Source organism: Kitasatospora humi (genome assembly GCF_020907985.1).
In the GTDB taxonomy this organism is placed as follows: domain Bacteria; phylum Actinomycetota; class Actinomycetes; order Streptomycetales; family Streptomycetaceae; genus Kitasatospora; species Kitasatospora humi.
The window spans coordinates 180,749-202,276 of record NZ_JAJJPA010000008.1 but is presented as its reverse complement, the minus strand read 5'-3'; the positions used below and the strand labels follow the sequence as shown (position 1 = coordinate 202,276).

Genomic DNA, 21,528 nt, shown 5'->3' with positions numbered 1-21,528 from the left:
CCGCCATGACCGACACCCGCGCCCAGTTCACCACCGCCCTGCGGCAGTTCGCCGACTGGCTCGACGCCAACCCCCAGTACGACGTGCCCACCGGCCAGAAGTTCCTCCTCTGCCTGCTCACCAACGCGCCTGTACGCGAGTTCGCCGAGCGGCACGGCCTGGACGTGTCCGCAGACGCCGAGGGCAACCTGTCCACCCGGCTCAACTTCGGCCCGCTGGTCTACGAGGTGTACGGCTACGTCGACTTCACCGCCCACTTGGCCGCCGCCCACGAGCGCAACGCCCGCCGCTGGGCGGACGAGAACGGCCTGGACATTGTCGCCAAGGCGAGCGAGTGACCAACCCCCGCGCCGTCGCCGAGCCGTCCGCCTGCCGCCACTGCGGCATCCCCCACCGCGAGCACTACCAGCAGTGGACGCAGGCGGCCGGCTGGCACCAGTGGCAGCCGCCGACCGACGCCCAGATCCTCGCCCGCATGCAGGCCCGCCGCGCCGGCCGCCGCGCACCCGAACAGCAGCCGAACCCTGCGCACCTGCTCGTGGAACTGCATCTCACGGACACGCCGTTCCGGGCAGCGCTGGAACGCGCCGCCCACACCATCACCGAGGAGAGCTGACGTGCCGCCCAGCCGCGCCGAACTCGCCGCCAAGCACCAGCGGGTCCGAGAACTCGCCGCCGCTGGCCGGTCCACCGCCGCCATCGCCCGTGAGCTCGGCATGGACCGGCGCAGCGTCCGCGAGGTCCGAGCTACTGCCGGCATCCCGGCCCTGCCCGGCGGCACCGTGCAGCACCTGACCGTCGAGGAGAAATGGGCCGAGCGCACCCGCCCGGTCGACGGCGGACACCTGGAATGGACCGGCGAGCACTCCACCGGCCCCAGCCGCACCCCCGTCATGCGGCACTCCGGCCAGACTTACACCGCCGGCCGCATCGCCTACCGCATCCAGCACGGCACCGACCCGACCGGCCACGCCAAGCCCGACTGCGGCCACCACCGATGCGTCGCACCCGCCCACCAGTACGACACCGCGACCCGCCAACCCGTCTACGAGCCGCGCGTCCACTACGACAGCATCGAGGCGAAGCTGGCCGCGCTCACCGAGACGACTGACGACGGCCACGTCCGGTGGACCGGACCAACGACGGCCAGCGGACAGCGAGTCCTCAGCTTCGGCGGGACCAACCACCCGGCCGCCCGGGTCGCATTCCGCGCCCACTGGGGCCGCGAACCCATCGGTCCTGTCCTGTCGGCCTGCGACTACCCGCACTGCCTGCTCGGCGCCCACCTCGACGACAAGCAGGCCCGCGACGCGTTCCGGGCGATGTTCACCGGCCTCTTCGGTCGGGCCGTCTAACAGCCCGCTGACACCCGTCACCACCAGCCGCCCGGCAACCACCGGGCGGCTCTTCGCATGCCCCCAGCGGCCCTCGTGTAACAGATTTGCGGCTCATCAGTTCATAGTGCGGGTGTGCGACGGGCGCACGCCCGTGCTCGCCGGAGGCCGCCCCTTGCACACCGCGCACGCCCGCCATCACCTCGCCGTCGTCCGGCAGCACCTCGGCGACCTCCGGGCCGCCGTGCACTGCCCGCCCGCGCCCGTCTGGCCCCCGCGCCAACTCGCCGCCCACCTGCGGGCGATCGCGGACGAACAGGCCGCCCTCGAACGGCTGGAGCGCGGCGGCATCGCCCTCGTGGACAAGCGGGCTCCCCTCAACCTCGACGCCCACGACGCGCTGACCACCATCACCGACCAGCTGCTCGACCTCGCCGACCAGGTCGCTGGCGAGGTCCAGTGCGGCGCCGACGACGACCCGCGGTTCTGGCAGTTCAAGCACTCCTACCGGCAGGGCCCGCACTGGGCCGCGGTCTACGTCGACGGCCGGCTCGCTGGCGACGACCTCCACGACGGGTTCACCGCCTGCCCGGACTGGCTGATCGCCACCTGCGCGACGGTCGCCGAGGACTGCGCGCGCCGCACCCTCACCGTCCTAGGCCTCGACCGCCGGCATACCGTCATCCCTGGCCGCGGCTGCCCCTCCTGCGGCCAGGAGTTGACGCTCCACACCGACCCGGATGGGCCGCCGTCGGTTACTTGCCCCGGCGGCCCCCACTGCCGCGCCGCGGTGCCCGTCGACCCGCGCACCGGCCGCCGGGTCTGGGACTGGCAGCACCTCCCCGCACTCCTCACCGCCCTCAACAGCCAGGAGCAGGATGCCGCATGACACCCGTCAACCGAGCCTTCTGCCCACTCAACTGTGGCTGGCACAACGACTGGCCCACCGACGAAGAGCCCACCCACCTGGGGCCCGCACTTCTGCCCGGACTGACTACCGAAGAGCGTGCCCTCATCCACCTCAAGGACAGTCTGGCCCGCGCCGAGGCCATCATTCGCGAGCACCTGGAGACGCACACGCTTCTGGAGTGGGTCCAGGCCGTCACCAGCCTGTCCGCCGCCGTCCAGCGCGGCCTGCACCTCGCCGACTTGCTCGAAGACGAGGCGTACCGCGGCTACTACCTCGCGACCGGCGACGCCGCCCAACGGATCCGCGAAGCCCTCAACCAACAGCCCACCACCTGAACCCCCTGGAGCCCTCACATGCATCACCTCGCCCTCTGGATCACCGCCGTACTCCTGCTGCTCGGTGCCGTATCCACCGTCTGCTCGGTTGGCAAGCCCCGTCAACCGGTCAGCCCTGGTAGCGCGGCTGTCACCGTGCTCATCGACTTCGGTCTCGTCGTGTGGCTCATCGCCACCGCCACCGGCCGGTGATGGCCGTGATCGAGCAGCAGCCGCAGCCCGGCGACATCGGCCTCGTCCGCATCCGTGGCACCGTCGGCCGGCTGATCCGCCTCGGCCAGTGGCTCAACGGCGACGGATACGCCGACTACGAGCACGCATTCATCGTCGTCGGGCCCGACGCTGACGGCCGTCAGCAGCTGGTCGAAGCCCAGCCCGGCGGCGCCCGCCTGGGCCTGCTGACGGAGTACGACGACCGTCACGTGCTGTACGTCACCCCGACCAGCCTCGCCCAGGAGCAGCGCGCCCGGATCGCCCAGGCAGCGCTGGAACGGCTCGGCACCCCGTACAGCTTCCTCGACTACCTGGCGCTGGCCGCGCACCGCTTCCGGCTGCCCGTGCCCGGCCTACGCCAGTACATCAAGGCGCGCCGCAGTCTCATCTGCTCCCAGCTGGTCGATCAGTGCTACCAGAACGCTGGCGTGCAGCTCTTCACCGATGGCCGGTGGCCCGGGTACGTGACGCCAGGAGCGTTGTACGACCTGCTCGGTTCCGCCAGCAGTCGACAGAACGGGCGGGACTGAATGCCCCGGGGGAGACGCTGCCCAGAGCACAATGACTGGGCTCCCAACGGCTCATGCCGCCCGTGCAGGCGCGAAGCGGGCCGTAGGTATATAGGGCCAAGCGGGACGCCCGAAAGCCAGCATCGCGACCCTGTACTCAGTGCGGAGGCCCGATCGCCCGTGCTTCCGGGAGGCGCATGGGTACGGCGACAGCAATCTGCTCAACTTGCGCCCCAAACGAGCGCTTTAGGGCTCTTGTGCGGCGGTACGGCGTCGACCAGCAGATGTTCGATGCCATGTACTTCGAGCAGGACGGGCAATGCGCGGTAGCAAGCTGCGTTCGTGAGGCAAAGTGCGTGGACCACGACCATGTCACTGGTAAGGTGCGCGGGCTGCTCTGCCAGGGCTGCAACGTGGCCATCGGCTTCCTGGAGTCGCCGGAGTGGATGGAAGGCGCACACGGCTACCTCGTGGAGCACGGCGGCGAGCGACGGTGAGCGACTCCACTCAGCGCACCTCACTGGCTCAACAGTTGGAGCGCGCCACGACTGCCTGGCAGAGCTTCGGCGACACCATGCACCGGCTGATGACCTCGGTAGGCGCCACACGCCCGCAGCTGGAGGCGATCCGCGCCCAGCTGGAGGCCCTCGCGCAGGCGAGCCCGTCAGCCCTGAACGCCGAGTACCGGCGTCGGCAGCGGGCCCGGGTGAAGAGGAGGCGACGGTGATGGCCTGGGTATGGTTCGCCTCCGGGGCCTACCTCGGATTCGGTGCGGCCGGCCTGGTGGTGGTTGCCGCGCATGTGAGCCGCGCCCCGCACTGGCAAGAGTGGCGCCAGCGCCGCCGACGTTGGCGAGCGCTGTCACGGGAGGATCGGATCCTGGCCAGACGGATGGCCATGGCCGTGCGGGCAGCAAGGAGGCGGCGGTGAGCGGGCACCCGGCGCTGGCCTTCCTCCGGCAGGCCCACGAGCAGGCCGAGGAGTTGGCGCGGGCTGCCGGGGGCGACCGGTGGCGGCCATCCGAGTACCCGGCGCATGACAGCGTGGCCGTGTATGACAGCAGCGACGAGGCTGTCGTGTACGCCGAGGGCGCTCCGACCGACGAGGAGGCCCAGCACATCGCCCTGCACGACCCGGCGGCGGTGCTGCGCCGGGTCGCGTCCGAGCGGGAGTTGCTCGCCGATCTGCTGGCCGAGCGGCACCTGGTGGTCGAGGACCCCTGGTACAGCTGCTCGGTGGCGACGGAGGAGCGGGACGGCGGCGAGTGCCGCGATGGCGGCCGTCTCGGCGGCCCATGTGACTGCGGTCGGGATGAGCGGGTGGAGCGGCGGGTGCTGCTGCTCGCCGAGGCCTGGGACTGGACGGCCTGACACCCGTCAACGCCCGCTGACCAGCGGCGATTTGGCATGCCGTCATACCGGTGACGGACTACCGCAAACCCTGCTAAAGTGCCCCGTACTACAACAAAAAAGCGGCCCCACCGGGAGACTGGAACTCTCCTGGCAGGGCCTGACCACAGGAGATCAGACCTCCCATGGCTGTCGCACACACTACTGCGACCAGCGGCCCGACGGTGCCCCGCCCCGTCATGACGCCCTGGTACGCCCGCACCGCCACCACCGCCGGACGCCCTGTCGTCCTCTCGATCGCCCTCGCGATGTGCGCCCCCGGCGAATACCACCTCGCCCGCCTTGCCGACTGGGCCGACCCCTGGGCCTACGGCATGCCGGCCGCCATGTCCGCCTACGCCGGGATCGCCGCCGTCGTCGCCGCCAACCGCCCCAAAGGCAGCCGGGCCCGCTTCAGCGCGATCGCCGGCGCGGTGATCGCCATCATGCTCGCCCTCGCCGCGCAGGTCGTCGCCCACGAAATCGACCGCGGCCACATGGCCGGCAACCAGGCTTGGCTGATCGGCATCATCAGCGCGGTACCGCCGGCCGTGGTCGGGCACCTGCTTCACCTCGCCGCCACCCCGGCCGCCGCCGTGACGCCCGTCAACGGGCCGTCCGACCAGGCGATTCCACCGCGCGCCGAGGAGCAGCCGATGCCCCTCATCGCGCCGCCGCTGCCCCCGATGCCGCCCGCGCCGCCAGTACTGCCGCCCGCCCCGGCTGTCCAGCAGACTCCCGCACCGCAGCAGGCCGCCCCCGCGCCGCAGCCCACACCGATCGAGTACAGCGACCCGCGGTGCGCCGCCATCCGGCCGCTGTACAACGCCGGCACCCGACCCGGCACCGCCGCCATGCGCCAGGCCCTCATCGACGCCGGCCACGGCCCCGTCTCCGACGGCATGATCCGCGGCACCCTGCGCGCCGAGATCGAGCGCCGCGAGCCGCACCTGGGCGCCCTGCCCTCCGCCGTCCCGGCCCGCACCGCGTAACCCCGGGCCGCCACCGTGTACGCCCTCCTGTGGGCGATCCCCGCCGTGCTCGCGCTCGCCCTGGTCCTCCGGCTGCTGCCCCCGCAGCACGCCCAGACCGCGCTGCGCAGCGCCCTCGCCGTGTGGATCGCCGCCATCCTCGTCGCCCTCCCGCTGCTGCTCTCCAGGAGCTGACCATGCCCCTCGACCTCGCCCGGATGCGGCCCGCCTACAACGGCACCGCCCTCGCCACCGCCTGCCTCGTCACCGGCCCCTACTGGGCCCACGCCCTCACCTCGTCCACCAGCGGCGGACCGCTCGCCCCGCTCGGTCTCACCATCGCCGGCCTCATTCCCACCGCCCTGCTCGACCGGACCCGCTACGCCGACCGCGACGGCAACCGCCACGACTGGTGGGTGCCGCGAGTCCTCGTCTGGACCGTCGCAGTCGCCGGGCCCGGTCTGTGCGCTGCTGCCCATGCCCCGGTCCTCCAGTTCCTGATCGGTGGCCAGTCGTGAACGTCACCATCACCCTCGGCGGGTTGCTCGTCGGCCTGGTCCTGATCCTGCGCCAGTTCCTGCCCGCCACCTGGGGCCTCCTTAAGTTGAAGGCCGGTGGCAAGGGCAAGAGCCCCGACCCGGATGCCGCTCCGGCCCGGTTCAACCTGCGCGAGCACATCCCGTTCCTGCTCGGAGCTACGGTCGGCATGCTCGCCATCTCCTGCCCCGGCGGCATCATCTGCACCCTCGCCGCCAAGATCGTGGGCTTCAGCAACACCGCCGGCGACAAAGTGCTTGCCGCCGGGGCTGGCGGCACGACCACCTCGGTCACCCGGCACGCCGCGGCCAGCATGACCCAGTACGGCGCCCTCGTCACCGTGCTGCTGGTCGCCGCCGTGATCATCCTGCGCAAGCTCCTCGACAAGAAGGCGCGCGGCCAACTCGGAGCCGGTGTCTGGTGCGGCTCCACGCTCGGACTGTCCGCCGGGGCCGCCGGCCTGCTCGGCTCCGTCCTCATCCCCGCGGTCAACCAGCTCGGGCACATGATCGGCGGCCAGGCGTGAAGGCCGGGTGGCGGGTGCGGCGCCTGGTCGACGGGTCCGTGATCGTCGGTGGCCGTGTCCGGCGCGCGCTCCTCCCGACCGACGACGACGGCGAGCCCCGGATCCTGGCCGCCGCGGCCCGCTGCGGTGCGGCCGGCTGGGCCGCCTACGCGGTACTCGACTCCCCGCACCCGTCCCCGGTGTGGCTGCTCGGCGGCACCTGCGTCTGGTGCGTCGCCGCCTGGCGCGCCCAGCCCGGGCCCGCCCAAGAGGAGCAGCCCGTCGACGCGCCGCCCGCAACAGCCGAGCCTGTGCACACCGACGCCGAAATCTACGAGGGCCTGGTCGACTACCTGCGCCGGCTCATCAACGGCCGCAACGGCGTCCACCTCAACGAGGCGCTCAACGGCCTCCAGGCGCAGGGGCACGTTGGCATCGTCGTCTCGGTTGCCGAGTTCGGACGGCAGTTGCAGCGCCGCGGTATCCCCGTGCGGGCCTCCCTGAAGGTCGCCGGATCGGTCGGCCCGGGCGTCCACCGCGACGACCTTCCGGCCACCGCCGAGCCCCTCCCCGAGGCCACTTCCCGACCGCCGGGTAGATGGTAGACCCGCAGGTCACAGCGGCTCTACCTACCGCCACTACCTACCTCACTACCCGCCCCGGCACCGCCGCCGTGGCCCCTCTGATCCCAGAACGGAGACCCGTGCCCATGTCCGAGACCGCCCGAGTCAAGGTGCTGCTCTTGGTCGGCGACCAGGCCGAGATCGTCGCCGACGCCCCCGACCCGGCGCAGCCGATCCGCTACCCGGCCGCCGAGATTGCCGCCGCGGCCGGCATTCCGGTCGAGCAGCTGCCCGGCGCGCGGCTGCTGGCCGACGTCGCGGATGACGACACGCTGTCCGGTTGGCGGCCGGCCAGCTGACCGCACGCCACGCCCGTGGAGGGGTCTGAGCCGTGGAGGCCTGGGCCCCTTCGGCGTGTCAGGCCTCGGTCTTGCGGGGCCGGCCGGTGCGGGCTCGGACCCATCCGGCGTCGAACTGGCGGATCGACTCGGCGGTGAACACTGGGCCGGCCGCCGTGCGGGCGATCGGCTGCGGAAAGTCGGGGCGGGTCTTCTCCAGCTCGGCGACGCGCTGTCGGGACACTTTGAGCGCTTCGGCGGTCTCCTTGTAACCCCACAGTTCCATCGGGGCGGGCTGGCGGGCCTCCCGCTCGTGGTCGTCAGCGGTCCGGACGCGGATGTCCACCAGGTCGGCGGTGGCGCCGAGGACGTCGCGTAGGGCGGTACGGGCGGTCTTCAGAGCGTTGTCGGTGGCCTGGGTGAGGGTTGCGGCGTCCAGGCGCCACGAGATGGTGAGGCGGCCGGTGTCGGCGTCGTGGCGGGTGGCCGCGCCGGGGATGGCAGCGTGGAGTCGCTCGTAGTCGTCGGTGGTGATGAGCTGGATGTCGGCGGCTGTGATGGCGGCGTGCCAGGTGGCGTGTGCCATGGTGGTGGTCTCCGGTCTGTGTTGCTGGTGTGGTGTGGGCCGGATGGGCGGGCTGGCCGCGATTGGAGCGCGGCCAGCCCGCTGGTTACTCCTCGGGGAAGACGAGGCCTGCCCCTCGGAGCACGTTGACGAGGTCGAGCCACTCGCCTGCCGTGATCGGCGTGCGGTGGAACGTGATCGTCACCATGCCACGGGAGAAGACCCACATCCCGCTGTCGGCCTGCCAGGACTTGAAGCCCTGGTGGTCGAGTGCGATGAGGAGCTGGTCCATCCGGTCTGCCATTTCAGTTTCCCTCCTTCCCTTGCGGTTGGCAAGGACTATCTTGCCCGTTTGCCTGAATGAAAGCAAGGACTTTCGTTCCCAATGTCCTTGCAACCATTCAGGACTTAGGCGTAGAGTAGAGCTCAGAGGGACGGGGCCGCGAACCCCAACCCTCACCCAACAACCCACACCAGAAAGGAAGCCCAAGTGGCCGACGAAGAAGACTTCGAGACCGAGGCCCTGGCCATGGTGATCCGCGAGAGCTACGACATGCTCGCGGCCGCCTGCCTGCGCCTCCCGATCCCGGTGCAGCTGCCCGACACTGAGCAGCGCATCGCCGACAAGATGGCGGCCGTCGTTCGGCTCGTGGACCTCACCGAGGACCAGCCGATGCCGGACATGCAGCGGGCCGCCCTCGGAGTCGCCGCACTCTCCTGGATCACCGTGGTCGACATGATCGCCATGGGGATCACCCGCCACAGCGACGCCCGATGCCTCGCCGGGCTCCTCGCCTTCCACCACCTGGAGGACGCCATCGAGCAGCTCCAGGAGTGGCTGGACGACAACTCCTAAGGAAACAGGTGGCCCCGGCAGCCAGCCGGGGCCACCCGCCCGGGACAGCAAGAGACCGGCGGGGCCGAGCCGAAGCTCTCGGCCATACGGCCGTCGCGAAACCCCGCCGGTCAACCCAACCAGAAGGGCCGGCACCACCATCGTACGGCGCGGCGCCCAGACTTCGGCCGACCGGGCGCGACAGGATGCCCGGCATGACCGACTGCCCGGCCACGGCCACCATCCTGCTCGATGGCGACCTCTGCCTCGCGATCTGCAACCTGCCCGCTGAGCACGACGGCCAGCACGAGGACATCGTCCTCGGCGAATGGGGCGACGGCGGTTCAGTCGGCTCCGAGGGGTGACAGCAGGCCCTCAGCGTGCAGGATGGAACTGGGGGTCGGACGGGTCAGTTGCCGTGTCCGCGTCCCAGCCCCGTGGCAGGAGCATCGGCGTCCACATCTCATCCCCTTGCCTGCCGAGTACGGGAACATCCTTGTGCACGTTGCCTGGGGTGCCGGGCGTGCCGCTGACAGCACCGTCCACCAGGAAGCCTGTCTCAATCAGCTCACTCAGCCGCAGGCGCACATATCGCGCGTAGCGGCTCAGGTCCCCGGTGGTCCGTGTGAGCCAGGCCGCGTTTGAACTCACCGGCCTTACCGAGCCAGGCCCCGGCCCCGCGCTCAACACCAAGTTCGTCAGCGTCTGGTACAGGTCGGTGGCGTCACGGTTCTCCAAGGCGAGAGCCTCCGTCTGCGCGCCGCGCTGCAGGGAGCGGACCGCTACCTTCATCTCTTCATCCCCGTTGACGAATCGTTGCGGTATCAGGTCGAAGTGCGGCTGCAGGTCCGAGATTCGCTGTAGGAGCAACCCGGCGTTGACCATCTGCCGCTCGCGCCGGCTCCTCAGCTCCGCATCCGCGCGCTCCTCCCTGAGCCGCTGATCAGCGGCTTCCCGCTCTTCCCTGAGCCGCTGGTCCGCTGCTTCCCGGTCACGGTTGGCCTGCACCTGGTCCTCGGCACGCAGCCGTTCGGCAGCGCTTCGATCTCGGTGCGCGAGCCACATCGTGGCGCCGATGGCCAGCAAGGCGAAGACGGCAGCGGCAAGCGTCCCGATCGCTGAGACGACGTCAGTCCACTTGGGGTCGTCAGCGAGAGGTATGGGGGTGGGTGACATGCCGGAAGCCTAGGGCCGGGCGGGCGCCAGACCAGGGCTTGACCAAATCGTGATCTGACCCGCATACTCGTCGCGGGTGTTCAGCGTGCCCGAAAACCCGCTGACAGCCCGACGACTTCGGCCCCGCCACCAACCAACAGTGCGCGGGGCCGCCCCACATCCAGCCGCCGCGATATTCGGTCGCCCACTCCCACCCAGCTGCCTACTCTCGTACTACAAGCACGCGTTGAGCGCTGGGACGCAAGCGGGGCTGTAACCCCTGCTCCTACGGGATAGCGAGGTTCGATTCCTCGGCAACGCACTGCTGTTCATGGCGTCGTACCCCAACGGTAGAGGGACTCGGTTCAGGACCGAGACAGTGTGCGTTCGAATCGCACCGACGCTACGCACGATGGCGCTGTGGCCCAACTGGGAGAGGCGGCGGTCTGAGGGGCCGCAGGTTGCAGGTTCGACTCCTGTCAGCGCCACGGAGGATTGGCCGAGCGGTAAGGCAGCGGCTTGCTAAGCCGTCGTCGGGGTCACCCGCGCAGGTTCGATCCCTGCATCCTCCGCGTGGAAGGTCCGGCATGTGGCGTGCCGAGCGCTCTCGAAAAGCGTGACGGGTAACTCCGTGGTGGGTTCGACTCCCGCACCTTCCGCCAAGCGGTCGTAGCTCAGAGGCCAGAGCAGCCGGCTCCAACCCGGCGCGCCGCAGGTTCGACTCCTGCCGACCGTGCTCGATCCCCGTTGGTGCAACTGGCAGCACGCCGGGCTCTGGACCCGGAAATCGAGGTTCGAATCCTCGGCGGGGAGCGGTCTCGTCAGCCACCCGGAAACGGACTGGTCCGAGATGCGGTGTCCGCGAGGACCGTGACGGCCTGGTCGGCGCGCGCAACGCCAGGCCGCCAGTGGCTCGTAGCTCAGCTGGTAGAGCAGCGCCCTGATAAGGCGTGAGTCGCAGGTTCGAATCCTGCCGAGCCAACCAAACCACCAACCACGGCCCCGCCACCCCTGGTGTGCGGGGCCGACTCATGCCCGGGCGCGGCCCGCCGGCAGGACTCCCCACCTACACCCCTGGAGCACCCTCATGCCCAGCACCCGCGCCCGCACCACCTGATCCCGGAGCGCCCTCATGCCCCGCTTCATCGCCCACGTCCGCACCGGCACCGACATCGAAACGGTGGACTGCGACGTCGCCATGGTCGATCCCAGCGGCTACCTGCTGCTGGCGAACGAGCAGCCGAAGGGCCAGCAGCCGCACGCCTGCTACGCCCCCTGCGCGTGGCTCAGCTACACCCTTCAGGCCCCGCCCGAGGACGAGCCCACGACGGACAGCGCCACCCAGACGCCCGGGCGCGGAACCGACGCGATCGACCTCGCGCTGATGGGCGCGATCGGCTGCACGGCCGAAGAGCTGAGCACGACCCCGATCTACCTCCGACTCACCGCCCTCGATTTCACCCGCCCCACCCGCTGACCCTGGGAGCCCTCATGTCGAAGATCATCGAGAAGCTGCACGACCTCCTGCACGACGTCGCCGCCAAGTTCGAGGCTGCCGCCCACCCGGCCGCCGCCGAGCTGCGCGCCCTCCACGCCCGGCTCCACACCGACGCGTCCACCATCACCGGTGACGCCGTCGCTGACGCCCGTCACGTCGCGGCCGACGCCGAGCATGCGGTCGCCCCCGTCGTCACTGAGGCGACCCAGGACGCCGAGCACCTGGCCGCCGAGGTCGCGGCTGACGCCACCACCGCTGCCGAGCAGGCCGCACAGCCCCCGGCGGCCACCGCGTGAACACCACCGACCGCCACCCCAGCACCCAGGCCATCGCCAAGCACTTCGCGCACGCCCACCTGCCCGAGCACCTCCAGGCCGTCAGCAAGCCCTGCCACGACCTGGCCGAGGAGCTGATCCACCGGCTTCCGGACGGGCCTGAGCTGACCGCCGGCCTCCGGAAGCTCCTGGAGGCCAAGGACTGCTTCGTCCGGGCCGCACTCGACTGACCGATCGGAGGGCGCGATGGGCCGTCGACCCGCCAACCGCGACGTCGCCCACCAGACCCCGATCGTCGAACGGCGCCGCACCGCTGTCGAGATGCGGATCGCCGGCCACACCTGGCAGCAGATCGCCGACGCGTTGGGCTTCGACTCCCGGGCCTCGGCCTACCACGACGTCCGCCGCGGACTTCAGCAGGCGGTCGCCGAGTTGGCCATCCCGCTGGAGGAGTACCGCCAGCTCACCCTGGACCGCCTGGAGGCGATGATCGCCGCCCTGTGGCCGAAGGTCGAGGACGGCGACACCAGGGCAGTCGACAGCACCCTCCGCATCCTCAACCAGCAGGCCGACCTCCTCGGCCTGAAGGCACCGCAGCGGGTGGAGGTGCTGACAATCGATGCCATCGACGCAGCCATCGCCGACCTCACCACTCAGCTTGCTGGACGTCGCGAAGCTGGCCCGGCTGAAGCAGCTCCGTGAGCTACTGGCCGAACGCGACCGGATCGAAGCCGAACGGCTCCGCGGCGTGGACGTGTTCGGACTGCTCGGCTACCAGCCGACCGAGAGGCAGCGCGAGTTCCACGCCGCCACCGAGTTCGACGTCCTCTACGGTGGCGCGGCCGGCGGAGGCAAGACCCGCGCGCTCCTCATGGAGGGCATCCGGGCCTGCGTCCGTCACCCCGGGCTACGGGTCGGTGCGTTCCGGCGCACCTACCCGGAGTTGAAGGAAAGCCTGCTCGCCGAGCTGGCGCAGGCCGGCTACGCGCAGGCACTTGGCGCGGTGTGGAACGCCAGCGAGTACGAGCTGCGGTTCCCGAACGGCAGCCTGCTGATGTTCCGGTACGCCGAGTCCCTCAAGGATGCAACGCGGCGGCAGGGCGGCCAGTACCAGCTGATCCTGTTCGACGAGCGGACCCTGACCGCGCCCGAGGTGTGCGCGTTCCTGGAGAGCCGTCTCCGTTCTGGTCGTTCGGACCTGCCCGTTCTCGGGATCCGGTCCGGCACCAACCCGGGTGGGCCCGGGCATGGAACGGTCAAGGCCCGGTACATCGACTCCACGGCCTACGGCACAAAGGTGATCACTGACCGCCGCGGCCGCGAGGTGCGGTTCATCCCGTCGAAGCTCGCGGACAACCCGCACGTCAACGCCGAGTACGCCGACGATCTGCGCAACTTGCCCGAGCAGCTGCGCAAGGCCTTCCTGGACGGCGACTGGGACAGCTTCATGGGCCAAGCCTTCGGCGAGTGGAACCACGACCGGCACACCCTCGATCCGATCACCCTGCCTGCCGAGTGGCGCCGGGTGATGGGCCTGGACTGGGGCTTCGCCGCCCCGTGGTGCGCGCTGTGGCTCGCCGAGGACGAGGACGGCCGGGTCTGGGTCTACCGGGAGCTGTACAAGACCCGGGTAGGCGAGGCCGACCAGGCGCGCCAGATCCTGGCGGCCGAGGCCGGCGAGACCGTCGGCCCCCGCTGGGCCGACGACGCCATGTGGGCGACCCGCGGGGATGCGCAGCCGATCGCTGCGGTCTACGCCCGCAACGGAGTGCACCTCACCGAGGCCGGCAAGGGCGGCCGGGTCGCGGGCTGGCAGCGCCTGCGCTCCTACCTCGCCGACGGCCCGGCCTGCCCGCACCACCGAGCACAGGGCCTCGAGGTCTGCCCGCGCCTGCACGTCTTCCGGACCTGCGAGAACCTGATCCGCGAGATTCCCGCGCTCCCGTTCGCCACCTCCGGCGACCCGGAGGACGTCGACTCGACTGCGAGCGACCACGCCGCGGACGCTCTGCGCTACGCCCTGATCAACCTCGGCAGCGGCGCGCGGTTCCACTTTGGTGAGCCCCCGGCGCCCACACCGGCTCTCGACCCGACAGCCACCGGCCGTCACGACAACCTGCGGCCGACCGTGCCGAACGTCGGCGGGTTCCCGATCCTCCAGGGAGGTGACCCGTGGGCGCTGTGAGCTGGCTCCGCGAGGCCTTCCGCCGCGCCCCGGCCGTCCCGGATCCCGCAGTGGTCGAGGCTGCCTCGCCGGACGCTCCGACGGCGGCTCAGGTGCGCCGCGTCGGATACGAGTACGGAATCCCGCTCAACGCGGTCACCAGCTCGGCGCAGGTCGCGGCCACCTCTGAGCGGCAGCAAGTGCTCAGCCAACTGCACCAGGCCTACATGTCCTGCATCTGGGTCAGCAGCCCGATCGATCTGATCGCCCGCACGGTCACGGCCGGCGGGATCCAGCTCGTGCCCGACGCTGGACCCGACGGTCAGGCGCCGGAGGATCCGCCGCCGGTCGCCCGCCTGCGTCGGCTGCTGCGGTTCGTGAACCCGCACGAGGACATGGTGCAGTTGCTCCGGAACGTAGCAACGGACTTGCTGCTGTTCGGGGATGCGTACTTGGAGATCGTCTGGCTGCTGGGTGAGCCGGTCGCTCTCTACACGCTGGACGCGACCACGATGACCGTGTTGTCCGACCAGCACGGTGAGGTGACTGGGTACCGGCAGGACGTGGACGGCGTGCGCACTGCGACGTTCAAGCCGCGCGACGTCATCCACATCAGTCTGGACGCGCCCCGGGGCGGCCTGTACGGCGTCAGCCCTGCCCAGAAGGCGTTGTTGCCCGTCGTCGCCTGGCTGTTCTGGGAGGCGACGCTCAAGGAGTGCGGGCGCCGTGGCGACCCGCCGCGCCTGCACGTGGACCTGGCCCACTTCCAGGACACGGACGTGCAGCGGTGGCGCGAGCAGTACCGCGTCTACAACCTGGGGCCGAAGGCGGTCGGTGAGCCGGTCGTCACCACCGGCGGCGGCGCTGTCGGTGTGCTGGACGGCCGCAAGGTCACGGACTACCTGGACGCCACACGCCAGTTGCGCGATGAGATCATCTCCTGCTTCGGGACGCCGCCGGCGAAGCTCGGGATCATCGAGTCAGGCAACCTCGGTGGCGGCACTGGCGAGCAGCAGGACAAGACGTTCCGCGTCAACACGGTGATCCCGATTGCGAACCTGCTGCTGGAGAAGTTGAACTACCACCTGCTGCAGGTCGGGTTCGGAATCACCGACTGGCACCTGGAGTTCGGGGAGATCGACTACCGCGACAGCAAGGTGGTCGAGGAGATCCGCGAGACCCGGCTGCGGAACGGCGCCTACACGCTGAACCGTTGGCGGGCGGAGATCGGCGAGCCGCCCGTTGAGGGTGGCGACGACGCGATCTTCATGGAGCGCACGTTCATCGCGGACTGGGCGAACATGGGCGACCTCGCGAAGTCGTTCATCATCAAGAACCTCGGCGGCAACTCGGTGCCGGCGCCGAGCGATCCGACCGACCTGGCGCCGCCGGCCTCCGGCGACGGCCCGTCCGATCCTGAGGACGGCCCTGGCCTGGCAAACGACGCCAAGCAGGGCACGGGGCCCCGCGAGAGCGCCAGCGAGACAGCTGGCCCGACGGCGGCCGAGCGGGTCTACGACCAGCTGCTGGCCAACTACCCGGCGAGCACCCTCGGCTGGGTGCTCGGCGCATCCTGGTCCGGGCCGACCGACGTCCCGTTGGACCAGGTGTCGTTCGACCATGAGGAGCAGTGGGCGGCCAGCCACGAGCCCAAGCGCGTCAAGCACTTCCTTAAGCAGATCCGGCGGAAGGGCCGCACCAAGCCGGTCGTGCTGCTCCGGACCCCCAGCAGCCAGAAGCTGATCATCGTGGACGGTCACCACCGGTCCCTCGCCTACCGGCAGGCTGGCAAGCCGATCCGTGCCTGGATCGGCACCGTCGCGCAGAACCACGGCCCGTGGGACGAGCTGCACTCCTCTCAGCACCACGGCACCAGCAACGACCAGCAGGAGGCGTGGGATGCGCTCTACCAGCAGTGCCTCGATGAGGCGCTCGCCCGGATCGGCTGACGCCGATCGGTTCCGGTGCGCGGTGTGCGGCCGGCCTCGGCCTGTGCCATCCCTGGCCCGGGACTGCGAGCGCCGCCACCAGCCGCCCCCGCCGGCGGGCCGCGGCACCACCGAGGTCGCCGATCCGGACGGGCTCGGTGGGTTCGAGTGCCGCTGGTACTCGCACCGCGGCGGCCGGCCGGTCCACTTCGCGTGCTCGGCCGAGGTCGAGCTGTACATGGCCCGCATGGGCCTGCCTCGTCCGGACGAGTTCCTCGCCCCGGTCGATGTTTGACGACCGGGGGTGATGGTCGTGGATTCCGGACACCCGACGCGCGCGGACGACGTCAAGCCGCTGGTGCCCAAGGAGATCGGCTGAGTGGGGGTGGGGAAATGGCCAGCCCGGACTACAGCGACGGCTGCATGATCGCCCTCTACCCGCCTCGGCCGCTCGCCGACCGGCTCACCGTTCCTGACGGCCTGCCAGCCGAGGAGATGCACGTCACCGTCGCCTACCTCGGCACCACCGCCGAAGTCGAGCGGGACACCGTCCTCGCGGTGGCGCAGGCGCTCGCCGCCCGGCCGCCGATCAGCGCCACCCTGTCCGGCCACGCCCGGTTCACCGGCGGCGCCCAGGACGTGATCGTCGCCCTGGTCGATTCGGCTGACCTGGAAGACCTGCGCCGCGACTGCCTCACCCAACTCGCCGATCGCGAGGTCACCGTGTCCCGCGAGCACGGCTTCACCCCGCACCTCACCCTGACCTACATCGACCCGGAGGCGGACTCGCCGGTCGAGCGGCTTGCGGCCGAGCCGGTGGTGTTCGGCGCGGGCGTCGCGGTGTACGGCACCGACCGGGTCACGTTCCCGTTTCTGCCAGCCGAGACCGCCACGCGCATGTCTTCGGCGGAGAGCGCCACCGTGCAGCTTGATGCGCCGCGCGGGATCTGGCGGCCCGTCTACGCCCGCCGGCAGGCCCTCCACGCCGCGGCTGACGCCACGGTGCTGGCCGCCTGGCGCAAGGACGTCACCACCGTGGAGTTGGGCCCGGCGATCGCCGCGTGGCGCCGGCAGCTCGGCGAGGCGGCGGACCCCGCCGGCCGGCACCGGCGCGACGCGGCGGCCTCCGCCGTCCTGGCCGCCCTGACGGCCGCCGACTGGCCGGCCGTGCGGGCCGCGCTCACCCTGGCTGCCCAGCAGGCCTACCGCGCCGGATGGGCCGCCGGCCACGCGGTCGCAAGCCGCGATGAAGACGACGAGGGCGACTACGACGACCAGCCAGCAACCGGACTGACCGTCGGCACGCCGATGATGCCGGATCAAGTCGCCGCAGCGACCGCCGCTTCGGTGCTGGCAGCCGCACTCCGGGCAGCCGCGCAGCGTGCCGGCCGCGCCATCACCACCGCCCCGGACGGTCCGGCGCGAGCCGCTGCCGCCGCCATCGCCGGTGGCGACGACCTCCTCCTGGCCGCCGACACCGCAGTGTCTGCCGCCTACGGGGCCGGTATGCGCGCGGCCTACCTCAACGCCGTTGCGCAGGCGCTCGCATGGGTCACCGCAGGCGACGGCCGCGTGTGCGCCCAGTGCATCGCCAACGAGGACGGCAGCCCGTACAGCCCTCTCGCCGCGCCGTCTCTGCCGGCCCATCCCCGGTGCCGCTGCTGCCTGGCACCCGCCACCTGACCGGAGGTTCCCCATGTCCGCGTACGCGCAGGTCACGCCGGTCGATGCGAACGGCAACATCCTCGGCGGCCCGGGCGGCCGCTTGTTCCGTGACAGCGCGGCCACCGTGCAGGCCTCGGGCACACCGACCGCGCCGGGCGCCGGCGCGGCTGTCGCCTCGGTGACGGTCCCGGCGGCCGGCCTGTGGGAGGTCGTCTGCTCCTACTGGCTGTCGGGCACCGTCGCAGCCGGGGACGCCAACAACCTGCAGCTGAAGCAGGGCGCCACAGTGCGGCTGACACCGCTTCCGGTGCCTGCCGTGGTGAACACTCTGCCGCCGCGGCTGACCGTGGTCCTGAACTGCGCCGCTGGCGACACCGTGTCGCTGAACGCGATCGCGGGCGGCAGCGCCTCCGCCGTCTACAACGCGGTCCTCGTCGCCCGGCAGGTGGGCTGATATGTACGAGCGCCCCCAGCGTCGCGCCGCAGTCACGCGCCAGGACGTCGAACGGGCCGAGTTCCGCGCGGACCTGGTCGAGATGATCGACAGCGACTCCGAGGTGCGTGCCGCGATCCTGCGGCTGCTGACCACCGCCCGCGCCGCACGCAAGCCCAGACCCGCCGTCATTCCGCCCGTTCGGCAGACCAGAGGAGGTGGGCGGTGATGGCCGGCGCGATCGCCACGATCACCGGAACGATGCTCACCCCCGGCGTGAGCCGCAACGGCCGCCTGTACACCGCGGAGCTGATCGCCGCTGCCGCCAAGGGCATGCAGCAGCGCATCGCCGACCCTGATGGGCTGCCGATCGTCATGCGCACCCACCACGACGCGGGAGACGACTCCGCCCGCATCGTCGGGCGCCTCACCGGCGTGACGGTGGAAGAGGACGGCTCGGCCACCTACAAGGCCCAGTTGTACGACACCAGCCACGGCCGGGACATCGCTGCCTTGGTCGTCCCGAGCAAGGGCCAGCCCCCGGCGCTCAAGTCTGTGTCGATCCACGGCTACTGGACCGGTCCTGTCCGGCGGGTGGAGTACGAGGGGCAGCAGGTCACCACCGCTGACGGGCTGGAGATCGACGCCGTCGACTTCACCGGCACCCCGGGCGTGCTCGGCGCGACGATCAGCAACGCGGCCTGGAGCCGCCCGGCGGGCACGGCGGAGAGCATGGCCAGCCGCACGCCGATCAGCGAGTCCGCTGAGGTCCTGGTCGAAGCCGTCGCTGAGACCGCGGTCACGGAAGCCGGCCTGTCGGCGAAGCAGCGCCGCCAGCTGGCCGCCCAGGGCGTCGCGATGCCGGACGGCAGCTACCCGATCCGCAAGAAGTCCGAGCTGCGGAGGGCGATCCGCGCTGTCGGCCGGGGCAGCGGCGGCCACGACGCGATCCGCCGACACATCATCAAACGGGCCAAGGCGCTCGGCCTGGCCGCCCTCATCCCCGCAACCTGGAAGGACGACGGCTCCATGGCCGAGACCACCACCCGCTACAGCGACGTCCGCGAGTACTACCCCGACGGGCCCGGCGGCGCGGCCGGCTTCTGCATCGACGCCTACAACGGCCCGACGTCGCTGACCCTGCGGTCGTGCGGCCTGGACCCTGCCGAGCTGCGCGTCATCGCCGCGGCCGCGATGCAGGCCGCCGTGGACGCCCTCCAGGCGATCGACCCGGACATGGACGGCGACATCGACGTGGCCGGTGCGCCGAACGCGGACACCGACGGCGACCAGGCCGCCGCCGTGCCGGGCGAGAGCGCCCCGGTCGCCGAGCCGGTTGCCGAGGGGACGGGCGGTCTGGCGCCGGTCGCCGAGGCCCGTTCCCATCAGACCACCCCGCCCGCCCGGGCAGGGGCCGCACCCACCATCAAGGAGAAGCCCGCGATGAGCGAGCCCACCCAGGAGACCGCGGCCCCGGCCCGGTCCCTCACCGACGCTGACCTGGCCGCGCTCGGCACCGTGTTCGCCAGCGCGCTGAAGGAGGCCCTCGCGCCGACCGCCCCGGCGGCCACGGAGAGTGCCCCGAAGCCGGCCAAGGCCGTCGTGACCACCGAGAGCGTCACCACGGCGAAGGCCGAGCGGAAGGCCGCCAAGGCCGGGCTCAGGGAGTCCCTGCGCGCCGACCTGGCCAAGACGCTCGCCGAGGAGCGCACCAAGCTGCGCGACGAGCTGCGCGCCGAGCTGCTGCGCGAGCACGGCCTGCCGCCCCGCCAGGGCTTCCGCGTCGGCGAGAACGACCAGACCGGCGAGCAGCCCAGCCCGGACGACCTGTACGCCAACCGCGCGGAGCTCCTCCTCGGCGCCTTCGGCCGCACCCCGCAGCCCGCCCAGTAGGCAGGCATCCCTCCACCGCCCCGCCAGCCCCCTGCTGAGCGGGGCTTTCGAATCCCCCACCAGCCCCGTCGGCCCACGCCGGCGGGGCTTTCGCATGACAGGAGGAGCCTCCGTGCCCACTGAGCTCGAAGAGGCCATCACGACGGCAGGTGCCGTCAGTCCCCTTATCCCCAAGGCAATCTCGCCGCTGCTGCTGGAGTACCAGCGCCGGTACGCGCCGCTGCTCGCTGCGATCCCGTCGCGGCAGTGGAACAGCACCCAGTACTTCTTCAACCGCCGCACCGCCCGGCCGGACTCCGGCGGCGTGGTCGATGGCGGCGCCCGCCCGATCGGCAACTCCACCTACGAGCAGGCGGTCTTCAACATCCGTCTGTTCCAAGCTGTTGGCAGCGTCACCGGGTGGGCGCAGACCGTCACCCGCGACATCGTCGGTGACCTGCGCCAGCTCGAACTTGACGGCACCGTCACCTCGATGCTGTGGACCCTGGAGAACGCGTTCGTCTGGGGCAACGACGGCGCGACCGCCAACGGCCAGTACCCCATCTGCTCCGGCCTGGACTACCTGGTGTCCAACTGGGCGGCCGGCTCCGGGCCCAACAACTACGTCAACGCGCTCGACAATGCCGGCGGCAACTTCGCGCTGCACTACCTCGACCAGCTGATCGACCTGGTCGAGACCAACGCTGCGATGCCGGTCGGCTCGCAGTTCATGTTCGTCATGAGCCCGCGCATGGCGTCCGCCGTCAGCCAGGCGTTCATCGCGCAGCAGCGGTTCGCCGCGCCGACCACCGCGCTCGGCGCTGGCCTCAACGTGCCGACCTACCGCGACGTGCCGATCCTCAAGTCCAGCTTCCTGTCGCCGCGGTCGAACCAGATGGGCACCGTCGCCACCGCGACCGCCACCACCGGCGGGTCCCTCGCGGTTGGCACCTACTACTACCAGGTGTCCGCCGTCGCGGCCCGGTTCGGCGAGATCCAGGCGTCCACCGAGGTCTCCCAGACCACCACCGGCTCGACCTCCACCGTCACCCTGTCGTTCAGCACCCCGACCAACCTGCCGGACGGCGTCAGCCCGATCCTCTACAAGGTCTACCGCGGCACCGCGACCGGCCAGGAGACCCTGATCGGCACCGTCGACGCCTTCGACACCACCGGCGCCCCGGTCACCTCGATCATCGACACCGGCGCCAACCTGCTCACCAACTCCTCCGGGAACACCGGCCCGGCCGCCTACCAGGGCACCAACACGGGCGCGAAGCCTCGCAACGGCGTCGCCGAGGACATCTACCTCGTCCCGCGCGACGAAAATTTCATGGTCCGTCCGTACACCCGCGACATGCAGATCCTGCCGCTCGCGCCGACCGTCACCGCGCCGGACACTCTGCCGTTCGCGGTGCTGACGGACACCACGCTGGCCCTGCGCGGCCCGAAGTACGTCGGACGGCTGAGCCGGCTGGTCGCGTCGCTGTAGCAGTTCGAGCAGTGCGGGGCCTGGCCGGTTCAACGGCCGGGCC

Annotated in this window: 33 protein-coding genes and 7 tRNA genes; 37 read left to right on the top strand and 3 right to left on the bottom strand. The window is 71.2% G+C overall.

What is annotated here, in order from left to right; genetic code table 11:
• Positions 1–5: 5 nt before the first annotated feature.
• The 16 genes from LN042_RS11530 (at position 6) to LN042_RS11455 (ending at position 7,624) form a co-directional block, all read left to right on the top strand.
• Positions 6–338, top strand: coding sequence for a hypothetical protein (locus LN042_RS11530; RefSeq protein WP_230051044.1), 333 nt, complete (start codon positions 6–8; stop codon positions 336–338).
• Entirely contained in the window at positions 335–616 is a 282-nt protein-coding gene (locus LN042_RS11525; protein ID WP_230051043.1) for a hypothetical protein, read from the top strand. The genes LN042_RS11530 and LN042_RS11525 overlap by 4 nt, the downstream gene beginning before the upstream one ends.
• 1 nt (position 617) lies before the next feature.
• Positions 618–1,355, top strand: a complete 738-nt coding sequence (locus tag LN042_RS11520; protein WP_230051042.1) for a hypothetical protein — start codon at positions 618–620, stop codon at positions 1,353–1,355.
• Between the two features lie 154 nt (positions 1,356–1,509).
• Positions 1,510–2,223, top strand: coding sequence for a hypothetical protein (locus LN042_RS11515; RefSeq protein WP_230051041.1), 714 nt, complete (start codon positions 1,510–1,512; stop codon positions 2,221–2,223).
• Complete coding sequence (locus tag LN042_RS11510) at positions 2,220–2,579, top strand: hypothetical protein (RefSeq protein ID WP_230051040.1); 360 nt, start codon at positions 2,220–2,222, stop codon at positions 2,577–2,579. Before LN042_RS11515 ends, LN042_RS11510 begins: the two co-directional genes overlap by 4 nt.
• Positions 2,580–2,597: 18 nt before the next feature.
• The gene (locus LN042_RS11505; protein WP_230051039.1) at positions 2,598–2,771 is read left to right on the top strand and encodes a hypothetical protein; all 174 of its coding nucleotides are present in this window, start codon (positions 2,598–2,600) and stop codon (positions 2,769–2,771) included.
• Positions 2,771–3,322, top strand: coding sequence for a C40 family peptidase (locus LN042_RS11500; protein ID WP_230051038.1), 552 nt, complete (start codon positions 2,771–2,773; stop codon positions 3,320–3,322). The genes LN042_RS11505 and LN042_RS11500 overlap by 1 nt, the downstream gene beginning before the upstream one ends.
• A gap of 176 nt (positions 3,323–3,498) precedes the next feature.
• On the top strand, positions 3,499–3,798 hold the full coding sequence (locus LN042_RS11495) for an endonuclease domain-containing protein (protein WP_283843674.1): 300 nt from the start codon (positions 3,499–3,501) through the stop codon (positions 3,796–3,798).
• On the top strand, positions 3,795–4,028 hold the full coding sequence (locus LN042_RS11490) for a hypothetical protein (RefSeq protein ID WP_230051036.1): 234 nt from the start codon (positions 3,795–3,797) through the stop codon (positions 4,026–4,028). The genes LN042_RS11495 and LN042_RS11490 overlap by 4 nt, the downstream gene beginning before the upstream one ends.
• A gap of 199 nt (positions 4,029–4,227) precedes the next feature.
• A complete protein-coding gene (locus tag LN042_RS11485) occupies positions 4,228–4,671 on the top strand; it encodes a DUF6221 family protein (protein ID WP_230051035.1) in 444 nt (147 codons plus the stop codon).
• Positions 4,672–4,835: 164 nt separating this feature from the next.
• On the top strand, positions 4,836–5,681 hold the full coding sequence (locus LN042_RS11480) for a hypothetical protein (protein ID WP_230051034.1): 846 nt from the start codon (positions 4,836–4,838) through the stop codon (positions 5,679–5,681).
• Between the two features lie 15 nt (positions 5,682–5,696).
• Positions 5,697–5,855: a hypothetical protein gene (locus LN042_RS11475; protein WP_230051033.1), complete on the top strand. Its 159-nt coding sequence runs from the start codon at positions 5,697–5,699 to the stop codon at positions 5,853–5,855.
• Positions 5,856–5,857: 2 nt separating this feature from the next.
• Positions 5,858–6,178, top strand: a complete 321-nt coding sequence (locus LN042_RS11470; protein ID WP_230051032.1) for a hypothetical protein — start codon at positions 5,858–5,860, stop codon at positions 6,176–6,178.
• Entirely contained in the window at positions 6,175–6,723 is a 549-nt protein-coding gene (locus LN042_RS11465; RefSeq protein ID WP_230051031.1) for a hypothetical protein, read from the top strand. Before LN042_RS11470 ends, LN042_RS11465 begins: the two co-directional genes overlap by 4 nt.
• Positions 6,720–7,307, top strand: coding sequence for a hypothetical protein (locus tag LN042_RS11460; RefSeq protein ID WP_230051030.1), 588 nt, complete (start codon positions 6,720–6,722; stop codon positions 7,305–7,307). Before LN042_RS11465 ends, LN042_RS11460 begins: the two co-directional genes overlap by 4 nt.
• A 104-nt stretch (positions 7,308–7,411) precedes the next feature.
• A complete protein-coding gene (locus LN042_RS11455; RefSeq protein ID WP_230051029.1) occupies positions 7,412–7,624 on the top strand; it encodes a hypothetical protein in 213 nt (70 codons plus the stop codon).
• A 58-nt stretch (positions 7,625–7,682) separates the two neighbouring features.
• Here the strand turns inward: LN042_RS11455 and LN042_RS11450 are convergent, their stop codons facing one another.
• Both LN042_RS11450 and LN042_RS11445 read right to left on the bottom strand, forming a co-directional pair.
• Positions 7,683–8,189 (bottom strand): hypothetical protein, encoded by a 507-nt coding sequence (locus LN042_RS11450; protein WP_230051028.1) that lies wholly within the window; start codon positions 8,187–8,189, stop codon positions 7,683–7,685.
• Between the two features lie 85 nt (positions 8,190–8,274).
• Entirely contained in the window at positions 8,275–8,472 is a 198-nt protein-coding gene (locus LN042_RS11445) for a hypothetical protein (protein WP_230051027.1), read from the bottom strand.
• A 186-nt stretch (positions 8,473–8,658) separates the two neighbouring features.
• Between LN042_RS11445 and LN042_RS11440 the strand changes: the two genes are divergently transcribed.
• Together LN042_RS11440 and LN042_RS11435 are read left to right on the top strand one after the other, a co-directional pair.
• Entirely contained in the window at positions 8,659–9,024 is a 366-nt protein-coding gene (locus LN042_RS11440; protein WP_230051026.1) for a hypothetical protein, read from the top strand.
• A 194-nt stretch (positions 9,025–9,218) separates the two neighbouring features.
• Complete coding sequence (locus LN042_RS11435; RefSeq protein WP_230051025.1) at positions 9,219–9,368, top strand: hypothetical protein; 150 nt, start codon at positions 9,219–9,221, stop codon at positions 9,366–9,368.
• 10 nt (positions 9,369–9,378) lie between these two features.
• Here LN042_RS11435 and LN042_RS11430 read toward each other — a convergent pair whose 3' ends face one another.
• Positions 9,379–10,179, bottom strand: coding sequence for a hypothetical protein (locus tag LN042_RS11430; RefSeq protein WP_230051024.1), 801 nt, complete (start codon positions 10,177–10,179; stop codon positions 9,379–9,381).
• 312 nt (positions 10,180–10,491) lie between these two features.
• Here LN042_RS11430 and LN042_RS11425 point away from each other — a divergent pair.
• From LN042_RS11425 to LN042_RS11335, 19 genes are all read left to right on the top strand, one after another.
• Positions 10,492–10,564: transfer RNA gene (locus tag LN042_RS11425), tRNA-Leu, on the top strand.
• Between the two features lie 8 nt (positions 10,565–10,572).
• Positions 10,573–10,646: transfer RNA gene (locus tag LN042_RS11420), tRNA-Leu, on the top strand.
• Position 10,647: 1 nt separating this feature from the next.
• Positions 10,648–10,730, top strand: a tRNA-Ser gene (locus LN042_RS11415).
• Positions 10,731–10,733: 3 nt separating this feature from the next.
• Positions 10,734–10,820: transfer RNA gene (locus LN042_RS11410), tRNA-Ser, on the top strand.
• A gap of 1 nt (position 10,821) precedes the next feature.
• Positions 10,822–10,894: transfer RNA gene (locus LN042_RS11405), tRNA-Trp, on the top strand.
• 5 nt (positions 10,895–10,899) lie between these two features.
• Positions 10,900–10,971 (top strand) — tRNA-Gln (locus LN042_RS11400).
• Positions 10,972–11,067: 96 nt separating this feature from the next.
• A tRNA-Ile gene (locus LN042_RS11395) sits at positions 11,068–11,143 on the top strand.
• A 147-nt stretch (positions 11,144–11,290) separates the two neighbouring features.
• Positions 11,291–11,635 (top strand): hypothetical protein, encoded by a 345-nt coding sequence (locus LN042_RS11390; protein WP_230051023.1) that lies wholly within the window; start codon positions 11,291–11,293, stop codon positions 11,633–11,635.
• A 14-nt stretch (positions 11,636–11,649) separates the two neighbouring features.
• Positions 11,650–11,952, top strand: a complete 303-nt coding sequence (locus tag LN042_RS11385) for a hypothetical protein (RefSeq protein ID WP_230051022.1) — start codon at positions 11,650–11,652, stop codon at positions 11,950–11,952.
• Positions 11,949–12,161: a hypothetical protein gene (locus tag LN042_RS11380; protein WP_230051021.1), complete on the top strand. Its 213-nt coding sequence runs from the start codon at positions 11,949–11,951 to the stop codon at positions 12,159–12,161. Before LN042_RS11385 ends, LN042_RS11380 begins: the two co-directional genes overlap by 4 nt.
• Positions 12,162–12,177: 16 nt before the next feature.
• Positions 12,178–12,633, top strand: a complete 456-nt coding sequence (locus LN042_RS11375) for a hypothetical protein (protein WP_230051020.1) — start codon at positions 12,178–12,180, stop codon at positions 12,631–12,633.
• Positions 12,590–14,116 carry a phage terminase large subunit family protein gene (locus LN042_RS11370; protein ID WP_230051019.1) on the top strand — a complete coding sequence of 509 codons (1,527 nt, stop codon included), beginning with the start codon at positions 12,590–12,592 and terminating at the stop codon, positions 14,114–14,116. Before LN042_RS11375 ends, LN042_RS11370 begins: the two co-directional genes overlap by 44 nt.
• Positions 14,104–16,044, top strand: coding sequence for a phage portal protein (locus LN042_RS11365; RefSeq protein ID WP_230051018.1), 1,941 nt, complete (start codon positions 14,104–14,106; stop codon positions 16,042–16,044). Before LN042_RS11370 ends, LN042_RS11365 begins: the two co-directional genes overlap by 13 nt.
• A gap of 43 nt (positions 16,045–16,087) precedes the next feature.
• Complete coding sequence (locus LN042_RS11360) at positions 16,088–16,318, top strand: hypothetical protein (protein WP_230051017.1); 231 nt, start codon at positions 16,088–16,090, stop codon at positions 16,316–16,318.
• Between the two features lie 98 nt (positions 16,319–16,416).
• A complete protein-coding gene (locus LN042_RS11355) occupies positions 16,417–17,706 on the top strand; it encodes a 2'-5' RNA ligase family protein (RefSeq protein WP_230051016.1) in 1,290 nt (429 codons plus the stop codon).
• 13 nt (positions 17,707–17,719) lie between these two features.
• Positions 17,720–18,142: a hypothetical protein gene (locus LN042_RS11350; protein ID WP_230051015.1), complete on the top strand. Its 423-nt coding sequence runs from the start codon at positions 17,720–17,722 to the stop codon at positions 18,140–18,142.
• A 1-nt stretch (position 18,143) separates the two neighbouring features.
• The gene (locus LN042_RS11345; protein ID WP_230051014.1) at positions 18,144–18,350 is read left to right on the top strand and encodes a hypothetical protein; all 207 of its coding nucleotides are present in this window, start codon (positions 18,144–18,146) and stop codon (positions 18,348–18,350) included.
• Positions 18,350–20,014 (top strand): hypothetical protein, encoded by a 1,665-nt coding sequence (locus LN042_RS11340; protein WP_230051013.1) that lies wholly within the window; start codon positions 18,350–18,352, stop codon positions 20,012–20,014. The genes LN042_RS11345 and LN042_RS11340 overlap by 1 nt, the downstream gene beginning before the upstream one ends.
• A 112-nt stretch (positions 20,015–20,126) precedes the next feature.
• A complete protein-coding gene (locus LN042_RS11335) occupies positions 20,127–21,485 on the top strand; it encodes an SU10 major capsid protein (protein WP_230051012.1) in 1,359 nt (452 codons plus the stop codon).
• The last annotated feature ends 43 nt before the right edge of the window (positions 21,486–21,528 follow it).

Coding starts and splice junctions, on each gene's coding strand:
- LN042_RS11530 (WP_230051044.1), top strand. CDS start 6: ATGACCGACACCCGCGCCCAGTTCACCACCGCCCTGCGGCAGTTCGCC.
- LN042_RS11510 (WP_230051040.1), top strand. CDS start 2,220: ATGACACCCGTCAACCGAGCCTTCTGCCCACTCAACTGTGGCTGGCAC.
- LN042_RS11505 (WP_230051039.1), top strand. CDS start 2,598: ATGCATCACCTCGCCCTCTGGATCACCGCCGTACTCCTGCTGCTCGGT.
- LN042_RS11500 (WP_230051038.1), top strand. CDS start 2,771: ATGGCCGTGATCGAGCAGCAGCCGCAGCCCGGCGACATCGGCCTCGTC.
- LN042_RS11495 (WP_283843674.1), top strand. CDS start 3,499: ATGGGTACGGCGACAGCAATCTGCTCAACTTGCGCCCCAAACGAGCGC.
- LN042_RS11480 (WP_230051034.1), top strand. CDS start 4,836: ATGGCTGTCGCACACACTACTGCGACCAGCGGCCCGACGGTGCCCCGC.
- LN042_RS11470 (WP_230051032.1), top strand. CDS start 5,858: ATGCCCCTCGACCTCGCCCGGATGCGGCCCGCCTACAACGGCACCGCC.
- LN042_RS11455 (WP_230051029.1), top strand. CDS start 7,412: ATGTCCGAGACCGCCCGAGTCAAGGTGCTGCTCTTGGTCGGCGACCAG.
- LN042_RS11450 (WP_230051028.1), bottom strand. CDS start 8,189: ATGGCACACGCCACCTGGCACGCCGCCATCACAGCCGCCGACATCCAG.
- LN042_RS11445 (WP_230051027.1), bottom strand. CDS start 8,472: ATGGCAGACCGGATGGACCAGCTCCTCATCGCACTCGACCACCAGGGC.
- LN042_RS11435 (WP_230051025.1), top strand. CDS start 9,219: ATGACCGACTGCCCGGCCACGGCCACCATCCTGCTCGATGGCGACCTC.
- LN042_RS11430 (WP_230051024.1), bottom strand. CDS start 10,179: ATGTCACCCACCCCCATACCTCTCGCTGACGACCCCAAGTGGACTGAC.
- LN042_RS11390 (WP_230051023.1), top strand. CDS start 11,291: ATGCCCCGCTTCATCGCCCACGTCCGCACCGGCACCGACATCGAAACG.
- LN042_RS11385 (WP_230051022.1), top strand. CDS start 11,650: ATGTCGAAGATCATCGAGAAGCTGCACGACCTCCTGCACGACGTCGCC.
- LN042_RS11375 (WP_230051020.1), top strand. CDS start 12,178: ATGGGCCGTCGACCCGCCAACCGCGACGTCGCCCACCAGACCCCGATC.
- LN042_RS11355 (WP_230051016.1), top strand. CDS start 16,417: ATGGCCAGCCCGGACTACAGCGACGGCTGCATGATCGCCCTCTACCCG.
- LN042_RS11350 (WP_230051015.1), top strand. CDS start 17,720: ATGTCCGCGTACGCGCAGGTCACGCCGGTCGATGCGAACGGCAACATC.
- LN042_RS11345 (WP_230051014.1), top strand. CDS start 18,144: ATGTACGAGCGCCCCCAGCGTCGCGCCGCAGTCACGCGCCAGGACGTC.
- LN042_RS11340 (WP_230051013.1), top strand. CDS start 18,350: ATGGCCGGCGCGATCGCCACGATCACCGGAACGATGCTCACCCCCGGC.